The sequence below is a fragment of the Pseudomonas japonica genome, from assembly GCF_900188455.1.
Taxonomy (GTDB): Bacteria; Pseudomonadota; Gammaproteobacteria; order Pseudomonadales; family Pseudomonadaceae; genus Aquipseudomonas; species Aquipseudomonas japonica.
In genome coordinates this window covers 294,714-311,786 of record NZ_FZOL01000002.1, presented here as the reverse complement: position 1 = coordinate 311,786, position 17,073 = coordinate 294,714, and the positions used below count along the sequence as shown (strand labels likewise).

Sequence of the window (17,073 nt, the reverse complement as noted above, 5' to 3'; positions counted from 1 at the left end):
CGCATGACCAGCCCCTTTGTCCGCTGGCCCGTGCGCGTGGCGTCGCTGCTGGCCTGCCTGTTGTTCTGGCAGGTCGCGGCGAGCCACAAGCTCGACCTGGGCCTGTTCACCTTCACTTATGTGCCGACGCCGGGGGCGGTGCTCGATGCCGCCTGGCGACTGTTCACCTCCAGCAGCCTGGCCATGCACCTGGGCAGCAGCCTGTCGCGGGTGTTCTCCGGCTACCTGCTGGCGGCCGTGCTCGGTGTCGGCCTCGGCCTGCTGATCGGCCGCTCGCGCTGGGCCGAGGACACCCTGCTGCCGCCTCTCGAAGTACTGCGGCCGATTCCGGCGGTGGCGTGGATTCCGCTGGCGATCCTGATGTTCCCGTCGTCCGAGCTGTCGATGGTGTTCATCACCTTCACCGGCGCACTGTTTCCCGTGCTGCTCAATACCGTGCACGGCGTCGAGGCGGTCGATCCGCGCCTGGTGGCGTCGGCGCGCAGCCTCGGCGCCGGGCGCTGGGCGATCCTGCGCGAGGTGGTGCTGCCGGGGGCCTTGCCGAGCATCGTCACCGGCCTGGCGATCGGCATGGGCACCTCGTGGTTCTGCCTGGTCACCGCCGAGATGATCTCCGGGCAGTTCGGCATCGGTTACTACACCTGGGAGTCGTACACCTTGCAGAACTACCCGGACATCATCGTCGGCATGCTCCTGATCGGCGTGCTGGGCATGGGCAGCAGCGTGCTGGTCAAGCGCCTCGGCGCGCTGGCCACACCCTGGTATCGCGTGCGGAGGGCGGCGTGATGAGCAGTTACCAACAAGCCCCGGAACCGGGGCGCATCGACGCGCGCGGTGTGTCGATCCGCCTGGGCCAGGGCAGCCAGGCCTTCGAGGCGGTTCAGGCGCTGGACTTCGCCGTCGAGCCGGGGGAGTTCGTGTGCATTCTCGGCCCGTCCGGTTGCGGCAAGTCCACCCTGCTTGGCGCCCTGGCCGGGCACCTGGTGCCCAGTGGCGGCCAGTTGCGGGTCGATGGTCGTCTCGTCGACGGGCCGTCGCCGGAACGCGGCATGGTCTTCCAGCACCACACCCTGCTGCCCTGGCGCAGCGTGCTGGACAACGTCGCCTTCGGCCTGAAGATGCAAGGCCAGGGCAAGGCCGAGCGGCAGCGCCGGGCCCTGGACATGCTGCAACTGGTCGGCCTCGCCGACTTCGCCGAGCGCTGGCCCAGCCAGTTGTCCGGCGGCATGCAGCAGCGCGCCGAGATCGCCCGGGTGCTGATCAACCGCCCACGCCTGCTGCTGATGGACGAACCGTTCGGCGCCCTCGATGCGCAGACCCGCTCGCGCATGCAGGAGCTGCTCCTGGATATCTGGACGCGCATCCGCACCACCGTGGTCTTCGTCACCCACGACATCGACGAGGCGCTGTTCCTCGCCGACCGCATCCTGGTCATGAGCCCGCGTCCCGGGCGCTTCATCGAGGACCTGCGCCTGAGCTTCCCGCGGCCACGGCGCAGCAGCCTGCTGACCAGCCCGGAGTTCACCCATCTCAAGCGTCACTGCCTGGCCCTGCTGCGCCACGAGGAGGGCCGCGAACTGCCGCGCCTGACCCCGCTCGGCCTGCCGGACAGCGACCATCCACCGCTACGGATCGCCCTATGACCGACAGAACCAGCGACAACCCCGACATTCTCGAACTGCTGCCACGCCTCCATGACAGCGATGCCGCCGTGCGCCGGATAGCCTTGATCGACCTCGCCGACCTTGAAGAGCCCGATGGCCTGCCCTGGCTGACCGATGCCCTGCTGGTGGACCCGGCGCCGGAGGTGCGCGCCGAAGCCGCCCGCCTGCTGGAAGCCTGGGAAGAGCCGGAAGTGGTGCAGGCACTGTGCGCCGCCCTCGCCGACAGCGCCGAAGCGGTCCGTCTGGCGGCGGCGCAGAGTCTGAGCGAACTGAAAAGCCTGGAGGCCGGGCAGTTGATCCTGCCCTGGGCCACGCATGCCGATGCCTTCGTCCGCGCCAGTGCCCTGCGCGCGCTGCGCGAGTTGCGCCTGGAAGATGCTGCGGGTCCGGCACTGCGGGCGCTTGCGGACAGCGACGCTACGGTACGCCGCGAGGCGGTGGGCATCCTTGGTTGGCTCAAGCACCAACCGGCGTTGCCGGCCCTGGCGCGGCTGGCCGCCGAGGAGCCGGATACCGAAGTCCGCCGTGCCGCCATCGGCGCCCTTGGCCTGGCCCGCGACAGCGGTGTGCTTGAAGCCCTGACCGCCGCCTTGCGCGATGAGGCCTGGCAGGTGCGCGAGGAAGCGGCGACCACGCTGGGCAAGGTCGGGCATGAGGCGGCGGGTCCGGCGTTGATCGAGGCCTTGAGCGATGGCTACTGGCAGGTGCGCCTGCGTGCGGCGCGGTCCCTCGGGCGCCTGCGGCACCGTCCGGCGCTGGGCGGGCTGGCCGAATTGCTCGGTCATGGCATCGCCAACCTGCGCAAGGAAGCGGCGCTGGCCCTTGGTGAGCTGGGCGATGCGGCGGCGCTGCCGGCACTGCGCGCCGCCGAGGCGGACGGCGATCCCGAAGTGCGCAAGGCCGTGCGCATCGCCTTGGTTCAGTTGCAGTGAGCGTGCCCCGCGGCGTGCGCAATCGACGCGAGCACGGCGAGCTGGTCCTGCAATGGGATGACGGCGAGCAGGTGATCAGCCATGCCCGGCTGCGCGGCGCGTGTCCGTGTTCGCAATGTCGAGCAGGGCGCCTGGGCGGGCGCATCGATCTGGTTCGCGACAGCGTGCGGGTGGAGCGGATCGAGGGGCAGGGCTATGGTGTCCAGCTGGTGTTCAGTGATGGGCATGAGCGGGGGATCTATCCCTGGGCTTACCTGAAGGAATTGGGCTGAGACTGCGGTACTCGTTGGATCGAACACCCGGGCGCAGTTCACCTTGCTGGCTTGCTTGCGAAGAACCTGTAGGAGCTGGCTTGTCGTGTGACGAACCACTGCGAAAGGACCGCGCAGCGGTCCCGGACCTCACCGCTGTTTGGGACCGCTGCGCAGTCCTTTCGCAGGCAAGCCAGCTCCTACGGGGCCTTTCGCAGCATGGGTATCTACACATCTTCGAAGGCTTGTCGGGGGACCGCATCAAGGCCGCCAAGTGCTCGTCGTGACGGGGGCAGTGTCCTTGAGATCGAGCGTCGCCCGCGCGGCGCATCGCGAGCGCGCTCGCTCCTACATTTTTTGCAACGTGCCATGGCCTGTGAGAGCGGCGTTGCCAGCTTTTGGTGCCTGGCGATTTATCGCGGGGAAGCTGTTGGGCTAGACGCGGTACCGTGTCGTGCCAACAAGGCGGTCAACCATGGCCTGTCAGGCATAGGTACGTTGCAAAAAACGTAGGAGCGAGCGCGCTCGCGATGCGCCGCGCGGGCGGCGCTCGATCTGGAGGGCGCTGCAAAACTCAAGACAGGCACCTGGCGGCCTTATATGCGGTTTCCCGCCAGGCCCTCAAAGATGTGTAGATACCCATGCCTTTCGCAGGCAAGCCAGCTCCTACGGGTGCTTCGCAGGCAAGCCAGTTCCCACAGATCCGTCGCGGGCCTGCATCGTGTCAAATCTTGCCGCCGGTCGATTAGTGGAGCCGGCTGTTCAGCCAATCGTTCTTTTTTTCAAACGCCCTATTGTCCTTTTAAGGAGTTGCTCCTAGGATTCGTTCGAGATTTCAAACGCTCGACGCCTGCGAGTGGAACATTGGCCCGAATCCGGTGCCTCAATTCCTACAGGCTGGTACCCGCCTCGGGTACTGACTCCACAATCAATAATTCGCGCCGTCCGTGCACGGTGTTCAAGGGAAGTCGACATGCAGCTCAAAGACGCTCAGTTGTTCCGTCAGCAAGCCTTCATCAACGGTGAGTGGCTGGACGCGGACAGCGGCCAGACCATCAAGGTGACCAACCCGGCCACCGGCGAAGTCATCGGTACCGTGCCGAAAATGGGCGCTGCCGAAACCCGTCGCGCCATCGAAGCGGCCGACAAGGCCCTGCCGGCCTGGCGCGCACTGACCGCCAAGGAACGCGCTGGCAAGCTGCGCCGCTGGTTCGAGCTGATGATCGAGCACCAGGACGACCTGGCCCGCCTGATGACCACCGAGCAGGGCAAGCCACTGGCCGAAGCCAAGGGCGAGATCGCCTACGCTGCGTCCTTCATCGAGTGGTTCGCCGAAGAAGCCAAGCGCGTCTACGGTGACGTCATCCCTGGCCACCAGCCGGACAAGCGCCTGATCGTCATCAAGCAGCCGATCGGTGTCACCGCGGCCATCACCCCGTGGAACTTCCCGGCGGCGATGATCACCCGTAAAGCCGGCCCGGCCCTGGCCGCTGGCTGCACCATGGTCCTCAAGCCTGCGTCGCAGACCCCTTACTCCGCCCTGGCCCTGGTCGAGCTGGCTACCCGTGCCGGCATCCCGGCTGGCGTGCTGAGCGTGATCACCGGCAGCGCCGGCGAAGTCGGCTCCGAGCTGACCGGCAACTCCCTGGTACGCAAGCTGTCCTTCACCGGCTCGACCGAAATCGGTCGCCAGCTGATGGAAGAATGCGCCAAGGACATCAAGAAGGTTTCCCTGGAACTGGGCGGCAACGCACCGTTCATCGTGTTCGACGACGCTGACCTGGACAAGGCCGTCGAGGGCGCGATCATCTCCAAGTACCGCAACAACGGCCAGACCTGCGTCTGCGCCAACCGCATCTACGTGCAGGACGGTGTCTACGACGCCTTCGCCGAGAAGCTGAAAGCCGCGGTCGCCAAGCTGAAGATCGGCAACGGTCTGGAAGACGGCACCACCACCGGCCCGCTGATCGACGGCAAGGCCGTGGCCAAGGTCCAGGAGCACATCGAGGACGCGGTCTCGAAAGGCGCCAAGGTCCTGTCCGGCGGCAAGCTGATCGAAGGCAACTTCTTCGAGCCGACCATCCTGGTCGACGTACCGAAGACCGCTGCCGTCGCCAAGGAAGAGACCTTCGGCCCGCTGGCGCCGCTGTTCCGTTTCAAGGACGAGGCCGAAGTCATCGCCATGTCCAACGACACCGAATTCGGCCTGGCCTCGTACTTCTACGCCCGTGACATGAGCCGTGTGTTCCGTGTCGCCGAAGCGCTGGAATACGGCATGGTCGGCATCAACACCGGCCTGATCTCCAACGAGGTCGCGCCGTTCGGTGGTATCAAGGCGTCGGGCCTGGGCCGTGAAGGTTCCAAGTACGGCATCGAGGACTACCTGGAAATCAAATACCTGTGCATCAGCGTCTGATCCACGGTTAAAGGCTTTACCTCTGCCAGCGGGGCGCGAGAGCGACGTCTCGCTGGCCTTTTTTACACAGGAACACCCGGCGGCCCGGGCCACGGCAGCAGTCGATCAACGAATACTGTCTGCCGTGAATACCGGTCGCCAATCTGAACTCGCCGCCCAAGCGGCGAATTGAGGACACTATGAGCAAGACCAACGAATCCCTGATGCAGCGTCGCGTCAATGCCGTTCCACGCGGCGTTGGCCAGATCCACCCGATCTTCGTCGACACCGCGAAGAACTCCACCGTGATCGACGTTGAAGGCCGCGAACTGATCGACTTCGCCGGCGGTATCGCAGTACTGAACACCGGTCACCTGCACCCGAAAGTGGTCGCGGCTGTCCAGGAACAACTGACCAAGGTCAGCCACACCTGCTTCCAGGTGCTGGCCTACGAGCCTTACGTCGAGCTGTGCGAAAAGATCAACGCCCGCGTTCCAGGCGACTTCGCCAAGAAGACCCTTCTGGTCACCACCGGCTCCGAAGCCGTTGAAAACGCCGTCAAGATCGCCCGTGCCGCCACCGGCCGCGCTGGCGTGATCGCCTTCACCGGCGGCTACCACGGCCGCACCATGATGACCCTGGGTCTGACCGGTAAAGTCGTGCCTTACTCGGCCGGCATGGGCCTGATGCCAGGCGGCATCTTCCGCGCCCAGTTCCCGAACGAGCTGCACGGCGTGAGCGTCGACGAGTCGATCGCTTCCATCGAGCGCATCTTCAAGAACGACGCCGAGCCACGTGACATCGCCGCGATCATCATCGAGCCGGTTCAGGGCGAAGGCGGTTTCCTGCCTGCTCCGAAAGAGCTGATGAAGCGTCTGCGCGCCCTGTGCGACCAGCACGGCATCCTTCTGATCGCCGACGAAGTGCAGACCGGCGCTGGCCGTACCGGCACCTTCTTCGCCATGGAGCAGATGGGCGTCGCGCCTGACCTGACCACCTTCGCCAAGTCCATCGCTGGCGGCTTCCCGCTGGCCGGTGTGTGCGGCAAGGCCGAGTACATGGACGCCATCGCCCCGGGTGGTCTGGGCGGCACCTACGCCGGTTCGCCGATCGCTTGCGCCGCGGCCCTGGCCGTGATCGAAGTGTTCGAAGAAGAGAAACTGCTGGAGCGCAGCCAGGCTGTTGGCGAGCGTCTGGTCGCCGGTCTGAAGCAGATCCAGGCCAAGCACCCGATCATCGGTGACGTGCGTGCCCTGGGTTCGATGATCGCCATCGAAGTCTTCGAGAAAGGCACCCACACCCCGAACGCCGCCGCCGTTGCCCAAGTGGTCGCCAAGGCACGTGACAAGGGTCTGATCCTGCTGTCCTGCGGCACCTACGGCAACGTCCTGCGGATCCTGGTTCCGCTGACCGCCGAAGACGCGCTGCTGGACAAAGGCCTGGCCATCATCGAAGAGTGCTTCGCTGAACTCGCCTGATCTGTGACGCGTTAGAGAAAAACCCGCTTCGGCGGGTTTTTTTTCATCTCCGGGATGAACTTTGGGCGCTAAGGTTTCTCAAGGGTTACAGGAGATGTACCGGAAGGTACGCTGGACCGCGTCATGGTTGTAAGGAGATCCCGATGACTGCTGTAGACCTCGCTGCCGCGCCCAAGGTGATGATCGCCGAGGGAGATCCGTGGGTGCGGGACATGCTCACCCAGATGTTGCTCAGTGTGCGCTGCGATGCCGATGTGCGGGTGTGTGCCAATGGCAACGAAGCGCTGGACGGCCTGGCCGGCAAGCCCGACCTGATCATCGCCGCCCGCGAACTGCCGGGCCTCGATGGCCTGGACCTGCTGCGCAAGGTGCGTGCGCGGCCGCGCACGCCGGCGTTGCCGTTCATCCTCATCAGCAGCCGCAGCGACGTGACCAGCGTGCGCGAGGCACTGCCGCTGGCGCCGACGGCGTACCTGAGCAAGCCGCTGAACCTCGATCTGCTGCGCCAGCGCCTGGAAGAGCAATTGCTCAAGGTGGGCGAGTCGATCGCCTGCGAAGTGCCGCCGTTGCGGGCTGGCCTGACCCTGTCGCGTTTCATCGAGGAGCACCGCGCCACCGCCGATGGCGGGCCGTTGTTCGCCGATGTGCAGCAGGCGATCAAGCGCGCGCTGAATCCGCAGGGGCTGGACTTGCGGCTGCTGGAGGAGCAAGTGCGCGCGGACCCGCAGATCACCGCGGTACTGATCGCCGCGGCCAACAGCGCCGCCCTGCACCGCGAGGGCAACGTGCAGACGTTGCTGCAGGCGCTGAACAAGCTCGGGAGTACCCAGAGCATGAACCTGATCCTCGGCCTGGCGCTCAAGCGCAGTGCCAGGCTCAGTGATCCCCTGCTGGGCCGCTATGCCGAGGAATACTGGAACCTGTCGCTGCGCTGCGCCGAGTACGGTCGCAACCTGGCGCAGATGCTCGAACTGGATCAGGAGCGCTGCTACTGCGCCGGGCTGCTGCATTGCCTGGGTGACCTGGCGTTGCTGCGCTGCCTGCAGGAATGGCGACTGGGCGGTGGCGAGCTGGACGAGAACGAGATCGAGCTGGCGCTGAAGCAGTCGGGGGCGGCCTATGGTTCGGCGTTGCGCACCCGCTGGCGCTTGCCGCTGGAGCTGCGCGAGTTGATTGCCGCGGTTTATCAGTTGGGTGGCGGGGTGTATTCGCGGGAAGACTTGGTGATGAACCTGGCCGGGCAGCTGGCGCGGTTGGGGCCGGAGGACGGGCTGGAAGAGATCGCCGCCGGGAAGACCGCCCGGTTGCTCAAGGTCGGGCGGGCGGAGCTGGCGCGGTTGCGCAAGGAGTAGGTACTGGCGCCGCGCAATCCTCTGTAGGAGCTGGCTTGCCTGCGAAAGGACCGCGCAGCGGTCCCAAAATGGTGAAGACTCAGAGTTTTTGGGACCGCTGCGCGGTCCTTTCGCAGGCAAAGCCAGCTCCTACGGGGCTTTCGCAGGTAAGCCAGCTCCTACGGGGCCTTCGCAGGCAAGTCGGCGCATACAGGCGTTTCGCAGGCCGGTCAGCCCAACACAATCTGATTCTTGCCCTGCCGCTTCGCCTGGTACATCGCCGCATCCGCCCGGGCGAACATATCGTCCAGCAGGCCATCGTCGTCGCTCATCCCGGTCAGCCCCTGGCTCACGGTCACGCCATAGGTCTGCCCGTCATGGCTGAAGCTCAGGCGCTGGATCTCCCGCTGCAGGCGCAGCGCCACCTGCATCGCCATCTCCGGCGGGCAGCCGGGGAACACCGCGGCGAATTCCTCGCCGCCAATCCGCCCGAACAGATCGCCCCGGCGCAGCGCCGCCTTGCCGCTGTCGGCGATGCGCTGCAGCACCTGGTCGCCCTCGGGGTGGCCGTAGGTATCGTTGACCTGCTTGAAGTCATCGATATCCAGCAGCAGGAACGAAAACGGCGCGCCGTCGCCCCGGGCTTTCTCGAACGCCTGCTCGGCGCATTCGAAGAAGTGCCGGCGGTTGCTGCTCTGGGTCAGTACATCGGTAGTGGCCAGGCGCTGCAGCTCACCTTCGAGCTGCTTCTTCTCGGTGATGTCCTCGGCCATGCCGACCACGATCACCCGCTGCCCCTCGGTCTGGTTGATGAAGCACTTGTCGCTGAGCCAGCGCACCTGGCCGTCGGCGGCGATGATGCGGTATTCGCGATCCTCCACCGCACCCTTGACCAGCACATCGGCCAGGCTGCGTTCGGCGTAGTCGAGGTCGTCGGGGTAGATCGCGTCGCGCCACTGGTTGTAGTCGGCCAGCAGCAGGCTCGCCGGGCGACCGAAGATGCGCTCGTAGGCGGGGCTGACGTACAGCACCTGGCGCGTCTCCCAGTCGAAGGCCCAGAGCACCGCGTTGACGCTGTCCAGCAGCGAGCTGAACAGCTGCTCGCGCTCGCTCAGGCGGGCAACTTCGCCTTGCGCGTGCATCAGGGCCAGCAGTGTCTGGGCAGCCTCGGGAGGCGGAGTGAACGGCGGGGTGTTCTTGACCATGTTCGCAGTACTTCTAGTAAGGCGGGAACGTGTGGCCACGACCCGGCCCGCCAGGCGGGCGACATATCTGGTATGAACTTGATCGGGGAGGGAAGTTCCAGAACGGGCGCCCCGTGGTGGGGCGCTCCGATCAGTGGCCGTCAGGCCAGGGCAGGGCGCAGCGAGTAGGTCTTGAGCTGCGCGGCGAATTCACGCAGCGAATGGATGCCACTGGCCTCGGCCTCGTGCACCCAGTCCTTGATCGCCGCGAGCATGTCGTGGCCGTTGGCGCTGGTGCGGGCCCAGATCTGCTGCAGGGCGAGGCGCTTCTCGTAGATCACCTTGAGCGCCTGGCTGTGCTCCAGCATGGTCTGGATGCGCTGGTGATGACGCTCTTCCAGCAGGCTGGTCTCCCGCGACAGCAGGCGCTTGGCCCGGCGGAACTGGTGGCGTACCGAGTCGTCCACCCTGGCCAGCTCCTGCTTCACCAGCGGGGCGATCACCAATTTGCGGTACTGGGCCATGATCTGGAAACGGTTGTTGAGGATCGCCATGGCGGTGTCCATGTCCAGCTGGCCCTTGCCCTCGACGCGGTGGGCGATCGGCGCGACCCGTTGCACCTTGGCCAGGCGCAGCCAGGTGAACAGCTTGATCCAGGCCCAGCCCATGTCGAACTCCCAGCGCTTGACCGAGAGCTTGGCCGAGTTGGGGTAGGTGTGATGGTTGTTGTGCAGCTCCTCGCCACCGATGACGATGCCCCACGGCACCAGGTTGGTGGCGGCGTCGCGGCATTCGAAGTTGCGGTAGCCCACGGCATGGCCGAGGCCGTTGACCACCCCGGCGGCCCAGAACGGAATCCACATCATCTGCACCGCCCAGATGGTGATGCCGATGGTGCCGAACAGCAGCAGGTCGATCACCGCCATCAGGGCGATGCCGCCGAGTTTGTAGCGCGAATAGAGGTTGCGCTCGATCCAGTCCTCGGGGCAGTTCTTGCCGTAGATACGCAGGGTTTCCGGGTTGCGCGCCTCTTCGCGGTATAGCTCGGCGCCCTTGCGCAGCACCGTGGACAGGCCCTTGATCACCGGGCTGTGCGGATCGTCCTCGGTTTCGCACTTGGCGTGGTGCTTGCGGTGGACGGCGGTCCACTCTCGGGTGTTCTGCGCCGTGGTCAGCCACAGCCAGAAGCGGAAGAAATGCTTGAGCCCGGCGTTCAGTTCCAGGGAGCGGTGCGCCGAGTAGCGATGCAGATAGACCGTGACCGCGACGATGGTCACATGGGTCATCAGCAGGGTGACCGCCAGCAGTTGCCAGGCCGACAGGTCGAGTAAACCGTAGTACCACATGGGTGGAAGTGCCCTCTCAGAGCGGATGAACAGCGATCGACATTATTACCATGATGTCAAATAAAACCAGTCTGCCTTTTAGATAAGAGGTCAACGGGGAAAAGTGTCCCTATAATGCCCCATCTTTTGATGTGGGCATCCGAGACGCTATGTCTGTTTCCGCACGAGACGCCTTGCGCATGGCTGCGCTGTACCTGGTGCTGTCGCTGTTGTGGCTGGTCGTATCTGATCAAATATTAAGCAGTGTTTTCGATGATCCGGGGGAAAAGGCCAGCTGGCAGCTGATCAACGCCTACACCTGGGCGGCCTGCAGTGCCGTGCTGATTTTCCTGTCCCGGGTGCGCCTGCTCAACTTCATCGGCCTCGGCGCGCGCCTGCGTCGTGAAGACCGCGAGCGCCTGCGCATGGCCGCGGCGGTGTTCGACAGCACCCTGGAAGGCGTGCTGGTCAGCGACCGCGACGGCATCATCGTGCATGTCAACCGCGCCTTCATGAACATCACCGGCTACCAGCGCGAAGAAGTCATCGGCCAGCGGCCGAACAAGTTCAAGTCCGGTCGCCACGACCAGACCTTCTACCAGGCCATGTACGCCGCCCTGCACGACAAGGGCGAGTGGAGCGGCGAGGTGTGGAACCGGCGCAAGAGCGGCGAGGTGTACCCGCAGTGGCAGACCATCTGCGCGATCCGCGACGATGGCGGCGAACTGACTCACTATGTCGCCGTGTTCAGCGACATCAGCGCGATCAAGCACACCGAGCGCGAGCTGGCCTATCTGGTTCACCATGACCCGCTGACCCACCTGCCCAACCGCCTGTTGTTCAACGACCGTGCCGAGCAGGCCCTGGCCACGGCCCAGGCCAACAAGCGCGGCTGCGCCTTGCTCCTGCTCGACCTCGACCACTTCCAGAGCATCAACGACAGCCTTGGCCACAACATCGGCGACGAGTTGCTCAAGGCCGTGGCCGATCGCCTCAAGCTGGTGATCGACCCGGGCGTCACCCTGGCCCGCCTGGGCGGTGACGAATTCGCCATCCTCAGCGAAAACTGCTCGCAGGTGGGGCAGGCGGCGGACCTGGCGCAACTGATCGTCAATGTGCTGAAAGAGCCTTACGAACTGGAGAATCACCGCCTGTTCAGCAGCGTCAGCATCGGCATCAGCCTGTTCCCCAGCGATGCGCAGAGCGCCGAGCAACTGCTGCGCAACGCCGACGCGGCGCTGTTCAAGGCCAAGAGCAATGGCCGGGCCGGCTACGCGCTGTACACCGAAGAACTGACCGCCCATGCCCAGCAGCGGGTGGAAACCGCCAGTGAACTGCGCCGGGCCCTGGAGCAGGGCGAGTTGCGTGTGTACTTCCAGCCGGTGCACGACCTGTTCAGCGGCAGGATGATCGGTGCCGAGGCCCTGGTGCGCTGGCTGCACCCGCAGCGCGGGCTGGTGCCACCGGGCGAGTTCATCCCGATCGCCGAACGCACCGGGCTGATCGCCGACATCGACATGTGGGTCATGCGCCAGGCGTGCCAGCAGATGGTCCGTTGGCTGGGCGATGGCAAGGTGCTCGATTTCGTCGCGGTGAACGTGTCCAGTCGCCTGTTTGCCCATCGCGAGATGTACAAGCAGGTCGCGCAGGTGCTCGACGACACCGGGCTGGAGCCGTCGCGGCTGGAGGTCGAGGTGACCGAGAGCGCGGTGATGGACGACCCGGAAGTGGCGCTGGAGCAGTTGCACCGCCTGCGCGACCTGGGGCTGCGCCTGGCGATCGACGACTTCGGCACCGGTTATTCGTCGCTGCTGCGGCTCAAGCGCCTGCCGGTGCAGAAGCTGAAGATCGACCAGGGCTTCGTTGCCGGATTGCCCGGTGATGACGACGATGTCGCGATCGTCCGGGTGATCATCGCCCTGGCGCGGAGCATGGGCATGGCGATTCATGCCGAGGGCATCGAGCAGTCCGAACAGGCGCGCTTCCTGCTGGAGCACCAGTGCGACATGGGGCAGGGCTACTGGTACGGGCGGCCGGTGCCGGCGCAGGAGCTGCGTTGGTAAGCCGCGTCCCCCCCTTACCGTAGGAGCGCGGCTTGCCCGCGAAAGGACCGCGCAGCGGTCCCACAAATGATTCACCAGGATGGGACCGCTGCGCGGTCCTTTCGCGGGCAAGCCGCGCTCCTACAGGCTCTGATAATTCGGTTATATAAAAATTCTTAAATAGTATTTTTAAGAATATTCAGCCCCTCATAAGATTGCTCCCACACCAGGCGCAGTCACCTTCCTACATGCTGCTCCCGGGCCCCCACTATCAAAGGAGCACGAGCATGAGCGCATCTCTGCGTAGCGTTGACGGTCAGGACGAAGCCACCATCTTGCGCGAAATCCAGAGCGCACTGCGTGACCTGCGTTTCGGCGCGGTGGAGATCACCGTGCACAACGCCCAGGTCGTGCAGATCGAACGCAAGGAAAAATTCCGCCTGCAGAACTCGGGCAACAAACCGAGCTGAAGCTCGCGTGCCCAGGTCTACCTATTAGAAAAAAGCCAATCGGGAGCTTCACCATGTCTATCCGCCGTTATGCCCTGGCCGCACTCGCCAGTGCTGTTTTTGCCGGTTCCGCCATCGCCAAGGACTACGAGCTGTTGAACGTGTCCTACGACCCAACCCGCGAGCTGTATCAGCAGTACAACGCCGAGTTCATCAAGCACTGGCAACAGGCCAACCCCAGCGACAAGGTGAAGATCCAGCAATCCCACGGTGGTTCGGGCAAGCAGGCCCGCGCCGTGATCGACGGCCTGCGCGCCGACGTGGTGACCCTGGCCCTGGCCGGTGACATCGACGAAGTCGCCAAGCTCGGCAAGACCCTGCCGGACAACTGGCAGACCCGTCTGCCGCAAGCCAGCACTCCGTACACCTCGACCATCGTGTTCCTGGTGCGCAAGGGCAACCCGAAAGGCATCAAGGACTGGGGCGACCTGATCAAGAAAGACGTCTCGGTCATCACCCCGAACCCGAAAACCTCCGGCGGCGCCCGCTGGAACTTCCTCGCCGCCTGGGCCTACGGCCTGAAAGCCGGCGGCAGCGAAGCCAAGGCCCAGGAATACGTGAAGGAGCTGTTCAAGCATGTGCCGGTTCTCGACACCGGTGCCCGCGGCTCGACCATCACCTTCGTCAACAACGGTCAGGGCGATGTGCTCCTGGCCTGGGAAAACGAAGCCTTCCTGGCACTGAAGGAAGACGGTGGCAACGACAAGTTCGAAATCGTCGTGCCGTCCCTGTCGATCCTCGCCGAACCGCCGGTGGCCGTGGTCGACAAGAACGCCGAGAAGAAGGGCAACGAGAAGATCGCCGAGGAATACCTCAAGTACCTGTACAGCCCGGCTGGGCAGAAGATCGCCGCCGACAACTTCTACCGTCCGCGTGACGAGAAGGTCGCCGCGCAATACGCCAACCAGTTCCCGAAACTGGACCTGGTGACTATCGACAAAGACTTCGGTGGCTGGAAGACTGCCCAACCCAAGTTCTTCAACGATGGCGGTGTGTTCGACCAGATCTACTCTGCACAGTGATTTTTTGGGGCCGCTTTGCGGCCCTTTCGCAGGCAAGCCAGCTCCTACAGGATTCACGTGGTCCTTGTAGGAGCTGGCTTGCCTGCGAAAGGGCTGCAACGCAGCCCCCGAACACCCCGTATGAAAACCAGCTAGACCAAGGACCTTTATGTCACGTCGTATATCCCCCGTCATACCCGGCTTCGGGCTGACGCTGGGCTACACCTTGGTGTACCTCAGTCTGATAGTGCTCATACCGCTGGGGGCGATGTTCGTGCATGCCGCCCAGCTCACCTGGGAGCAGTTCTGGAACATCGTCAGCGCACCGCGGGTACTCGCCGCGCTGCAGCTGAGTTTCGGCACCGCCCTCTGCGCCGCCATCATCAACGGCATCATCGGTACCCTGCTGGCCTGGGTCCTGGTGCGCTACACCTTCCCCGGACGCAAGATCATCGAGGCGATGATCGACCTGCCGTTCGCCTTGCCCACCGCGGTCGCCGGCATCGCCCTGACCGCGCTGTACGCGCCGTCCGGCTGGGTCGGCCAGTTCGCCACCGACCTCGGCTTCAAGATCGCCTACACCCCGCTCGGCATCACCCTGGCACTGACCTTCGTCACCCTGCCGTTCGTGGTGCGCACGGTGCAGCCGGTGCTCGCCGACATCCCCCGGGAAGTCGAAGAGGCCGCCGCCTGCCTTGGCGCCAAGCCGTTGCAGGTGTTCCGCCACGTGCTGATGCCGGCCCTGCTGCCGGCCTGGCTGACCGGCTTTGCCCTGGCCTTCGCCCGTGGCGTGGGCGAGTACGGTTCGGTGATCTTCATCGCCGGCAACATGCCGATGAAGACCGAGATCCTGCCGCTGCTGATCATGGTCAAGCTCGACCAGTACGACTACACCGGCGCGACCGCCATCGGCGTGCTGATGCTGGTGGTTTCCTTCATCCTGCTGCTGCTGATCAACCTGCTGCAGCGGCGCATCGAAACCCCTTGAAGGAGGCCTGAGCATGTCTGCATCCGCAATTGGCGCGGCCGCTTCGGCCAACGCCGCCCGCCGTGGCAGCGCCACTGCCCGGCGCATCCTGATCGGCCTTGGCTGGCTGATCTTCGCCCTGTTCCTCCTGTTGCCGCTGGTGATCGTGGTGTCCCAGGGCCTGAAGATGGGCCTGGGCACCTTCTTCGAGGCGATCTTCGAAGCCGATGCCCTGTCCGCCCTGAAGCTGACCCTGATCGCCGTGGCCATCTCGGTGCCGCTGAACCTGGTATTCGGCGTCAGCGCCGCCTGGTGCGTGAGCAAGTACAACTTCCGCGGCAAGAGCGTGCTGGTCACCCTGATCGACCTGCCGTTCTCGGTCTCGCCGGTGATCGCGGGTCTCGTCTACGTGCTGATGTTCGGCGCCCAGGGCCTGTTCGGGCCGTGGCTGCAGGACCACGATATCCAGATCGTCTTCGCCCTGCCGGGCATCGTCCTGGCGACCATCTTCGTCACCGTGCCCTTCGTCGCCCGTGAACTGATCCCGCTGATGCAGGAGCAGGGCACCCAGGAAGAGGAGGCCGCGCGCCTGCTCGGCGCCAACGGCTGGCAGATGTTCTGGCACGTGACCCTGCCGAACATCAAATGGGGCCTGATCTACGGCGTGGTGCTGTGTACCGCGCGGGCGATGGGCGAGTTCGGCGCGGTGTCGGTGGTGTCCGGGCACATCCGCGGCGTGACCAACACCCTGCCGCTGCATGTCGAGATCCTCTACAACGAATACAACCATGTCGCGGCGTTCAGCGTGGCGAGCCTGCTGCTGATCCTGGCGCTCTTCATCCTGCTGCTCAAGCAGTGGAGCGAGAACCGCATTAACCGTCTGCGCCACAGTGCGGCGGAGGAATAATTCATGTCGATCGAAGTTCGTAACGTCAGCAAGCGCTTCAACAGCTTCCAGGCCCTGGACAACATCAACCTGGATATCAACAGCGGCGAGCTGGTGGCCCTGCTCGGCCCGTCCGGCTGCGGCAAGACCACCCTGCTGCGCATCATCGCCGGCCTGGAGACCCCGGATAATGGCAATATCGTCTTCCACGGCGAAGACGTGTCCGGCCACGACGTGCGTGATCGCAACGTCGGTTTCGTGTTCCAGCACTACGCGCTGTTCCGCCACATGAGCGTGTTCGACAACGTCGCCTTCGGCCTGCGCATGAAGCCCAAGGGCGAGCGCCCGAGCGAGAGCAGGATTGCCGAGAAGGTCCATGAGCTGCTGAACATGGTCCAGCTCGACTGGCTGTCCGATCGCTACCCGGAGCAACTGTCCGGCGGCCAGCGCCAGCGCATCGCCCTGGCCCGCGCCCTGGCGGTGGAGCCCAAGGTGCTGCTGCTCGACGAGCCGTTCGGCGCGCTCGACGCCAAGGTGCGCAAGGAACTGCGCCGCTGGCTGGCGCGGCTGCACGAGGACATCAACCTGACGTCGGTGTTCGTCACCCACGACCAGGAAGAAGCCATGGAAGTGGCCGACCGCATCGTGGTGATGAACAAGGGCGTGATCGAGCAGATCGGTTCGCCGGGCGAGGTCTACGAGAACCCGGCCAGCGATTTCGTCTATCACTTCCTCGGCGACTCCAACCGCCTGCACCTGAGCGAGAACCACCACGTGCTGTTCCGTCCGCACGAAGTGTCGCTGTCGCGGCATGAAATGGAAGGGCACCACGTCGCCGAGGTGCGCGATATCCGTCCGCTGGGCGCGACCACCCGGGTGACCCTGAAGGTGGAAGGGCAGAGCGAGCTGATCGAGGCGGAAGTGGTCAAGGACCATGACAGCCTGAGCGGTCTGGCGCGGGGTGAGACTTTGTTCTTCAAGCCGAAGGTGTGGCAGAAGGTCGAGAATATCTGAGGCCGTTGGGCCTGCTCCGCAGGCCTTCGCAAGCAAGCTCGCTCCCACAGGATCACTCCATGCTTGTGGGAGCGAGCTTGCTCGCGAAGGACCG

Annotated in this window: 15 protein-coding genes; 13 read left to right on the top strand and 2 right to left on the bottom strand. The window is 64.8% G+C overall.

Annotated features, from left to right (window positions below; genetic code table 11):
- Positions 1–3: 3 nt before the first annotated feature.
- The 7 genes from CHB99_RS03680 to CHB99_RS03650 all read left to right on the top strand — a co-directional run bounded on the left by CHB99_RS03680 (position 4) and on the right by CHB99_RS03650 (position 8,072).
- Positions 4–786 (top strand): ABC transporter permease, encoded by a 783-nt coding sequence (locus CHB99_RS03680; protein ID WP_042121365.1) that lies wholly within the window; start codon positions 4–6, stop codon positions 784–786.
- A complete protein-coding gene (locus tag CHB99_RS03675; protein ID WP_042121363.1) occupies positions 786–1,643 on the top strand; it encodes an ABC transporter ATP-binding protein in 858 nt (285 codons plus the stop codon). Before CHB99_RS03680 ends, CHB99_RS03675 begins: the two co-directional genes overlap by 1 nt.
- The gene (locus CHB99_RS03670) at positions 1,640–2,596 is read left to right on the top strand and encodes a HEAT repeat domain-containing protein (protein ID WP_042121361.1); all 957 of its coding nucleotides are present in this window, start codon (positions 1,640–1,642) and stop codon (positions 2,594–2,596) included. The genes CHB99_RS03675 and CHB99_RS03670 overlap by 4 nt, the downstream gene beginning before the upstream one ends.
- Complete coding sequence (locus CHB99_RS03665; RefSeq protein ID WP_042121359.1) at positions 2,593–2,868, top strand: DUF971 domain-containing protein; 276 nt, start codon at positions 2,593–2,595, stop codon at positions 2,866–2,868. Before CHB99_RS03670 ends, CHB99_RS03665 begins: the two co-directional genes overlap by 4 nt.
- 952 nt (positions 2,869–3,820) lie before the next feature.
- Positions 3,821–5,263 (top strand): NADP-dependent succinate-semialdehyde dehydrogenase, encoded by a 1,443-nt coding sequence (gene gabD / locus CHB99_RS03660; RefSeq protein WP_042130079.1) that lies wholly within the window; start codon positions 3,821–3,823, stop codon positions 5,261–5,263.
- A gap of 179 nt (positions 5,264–5,442) precedes the next feature.
- The gene (gabT, locus tag CHB99_RS03655) at positions 5,443–6,720 is read left to right on the top strand and encodes a 4-aminobutyrate--2-oxoglutarate transaminase (RefSeq protein ID WP_042130077.1); all 1,278 of its coding nucleotides are present in this window, start codon (positions 5,443–5,445) and stop codon (positions 6,718–6,720) included.
- Positions 6,721–6,863: 143 nt separating this feature from the next.
- Positions 6,864–8,072, top strand: a complete 1,209-nt coding sequence (locus tag CHB99_RS03650; protein ID WP_042130075.1) for a response regulator — start codon at positions 6,864–6,866, stop codon at positions 8,070–8,072.
- A gap of 209 nt (positions 8,073–8,281) precedes the next feature.
- Here CHB99_RS03650 and CHB99_RS03645 read toward each other — a convergent pair whose 3' ends face one another.
- Together CHB99_RS03645 and desA are read right to left on the bottom strand one after the other, a co-directional pair.
- Entirely contained in the window at positions 8,282–9,256 is a 975-nt protein-coding gene (locus CHB99_RS03645; RefSeq protein ID WP_042130073.1) for a sensor domain-containing diguanylate cyclase, read from the bottom strand.
- A 140-nt stretch (positions 9,257–9,396) separates the two neighbouring features.
- Positions 9,397–10,581 (bottom strand): delta-9 fatty acid desaturase DesA, encoded by a 1,185-nt coding sequence (gene desA, locus CHB99_RS03640; protein ID WP_042130072.1) that lies wholly within the window; start codon positions 10,579–10,581, stop codon positions 9,397–9,399.
- A 149-nt stretch (positions 10,582–10,730) separates the two neighbouring features.
- Here desA and dibA point away from each other — a divergent pair, with 149 nt between their 5' ends.
- The 6 genes from dibA (at position 10,731) to CHB99_RS03610 (ending at position 16,979) form a co-directional block, all read left to right on the top strand.
- Complete coding sequence (gene dibA, locus CHB99_RS03635; RefSeq protein WP_042130070.1) at positions 10,731–12,623, top strand: phosphodiesterase DibA; 1,893 nt, start codon at positions 10,731–10,733, stop codon at positions 12,621–12,623.
- Between the two features lie 266 nt (positions 12,624–12,889).
- Positions 12,890–13,072, top strand: a complete 183-nt coding sequence (gene oscA / locus CHB99_RS03630; protein ID WP_009400195.1) for a sulfur starvation response protein OscA — start codon at positions 12,890–12,892, stop codon at positions 13,070–13,072.
- Positions 13,073–13,125: 53 nt separating this feature from the next.
- Positions 13,126–14,133, top strand: a complete 1,008-nt coding sequence (locus CHB99_RS03625) for a sulfate ABC transporter substrate-binding protein (RefSeq protein WP_042130067.1) — start codon at positions 13,126–13,128, stop codon at positions 14,131–14,133.
- A gap of 148 nt (positions 14,134–14,281) precedes the next feature.
- Positions 14,282–15,100 (top strand): sulfate ABC transporter permease subunit CysT, encoded by an 819-nt coding sequence (gene cysT, locus CHB99_RS03620; protein WP_042130065.1) that lies wholly within the window; start codon positions 14,282–14,284, stop codon positions 15,098–15,100.
- Between the two features lie 13 nt (positions 15,101–15,113).
- Positions 15,114–15,986 (top strand): sulfate ABC transporter permease subunit CysW, encoded by an 873-nt coding sequence (cysW, locus tag CHB99_RS03615; RefSeq protein WP_042130064.1) that lies wholly within the window; start codon positions 15,114–15,116, stop codon positions 15,984–15,986.
- Between the two features lie 3 nt (positions 15,987–15,989).
- Positions 15,990–16,979, top strand: coding sequence for a sulfate/molybdate ABC transporter ATP-binding protein (locus CHB99_RS03610; RefSeq protein WP_042130061.1), 990 nt, complete (start codon positions 15,990–15,992; stop codon positions 16,977–16,979).
- The last annotated feature ends 94 nt before the right edge of the window (positions 16,980–17,073 follow it).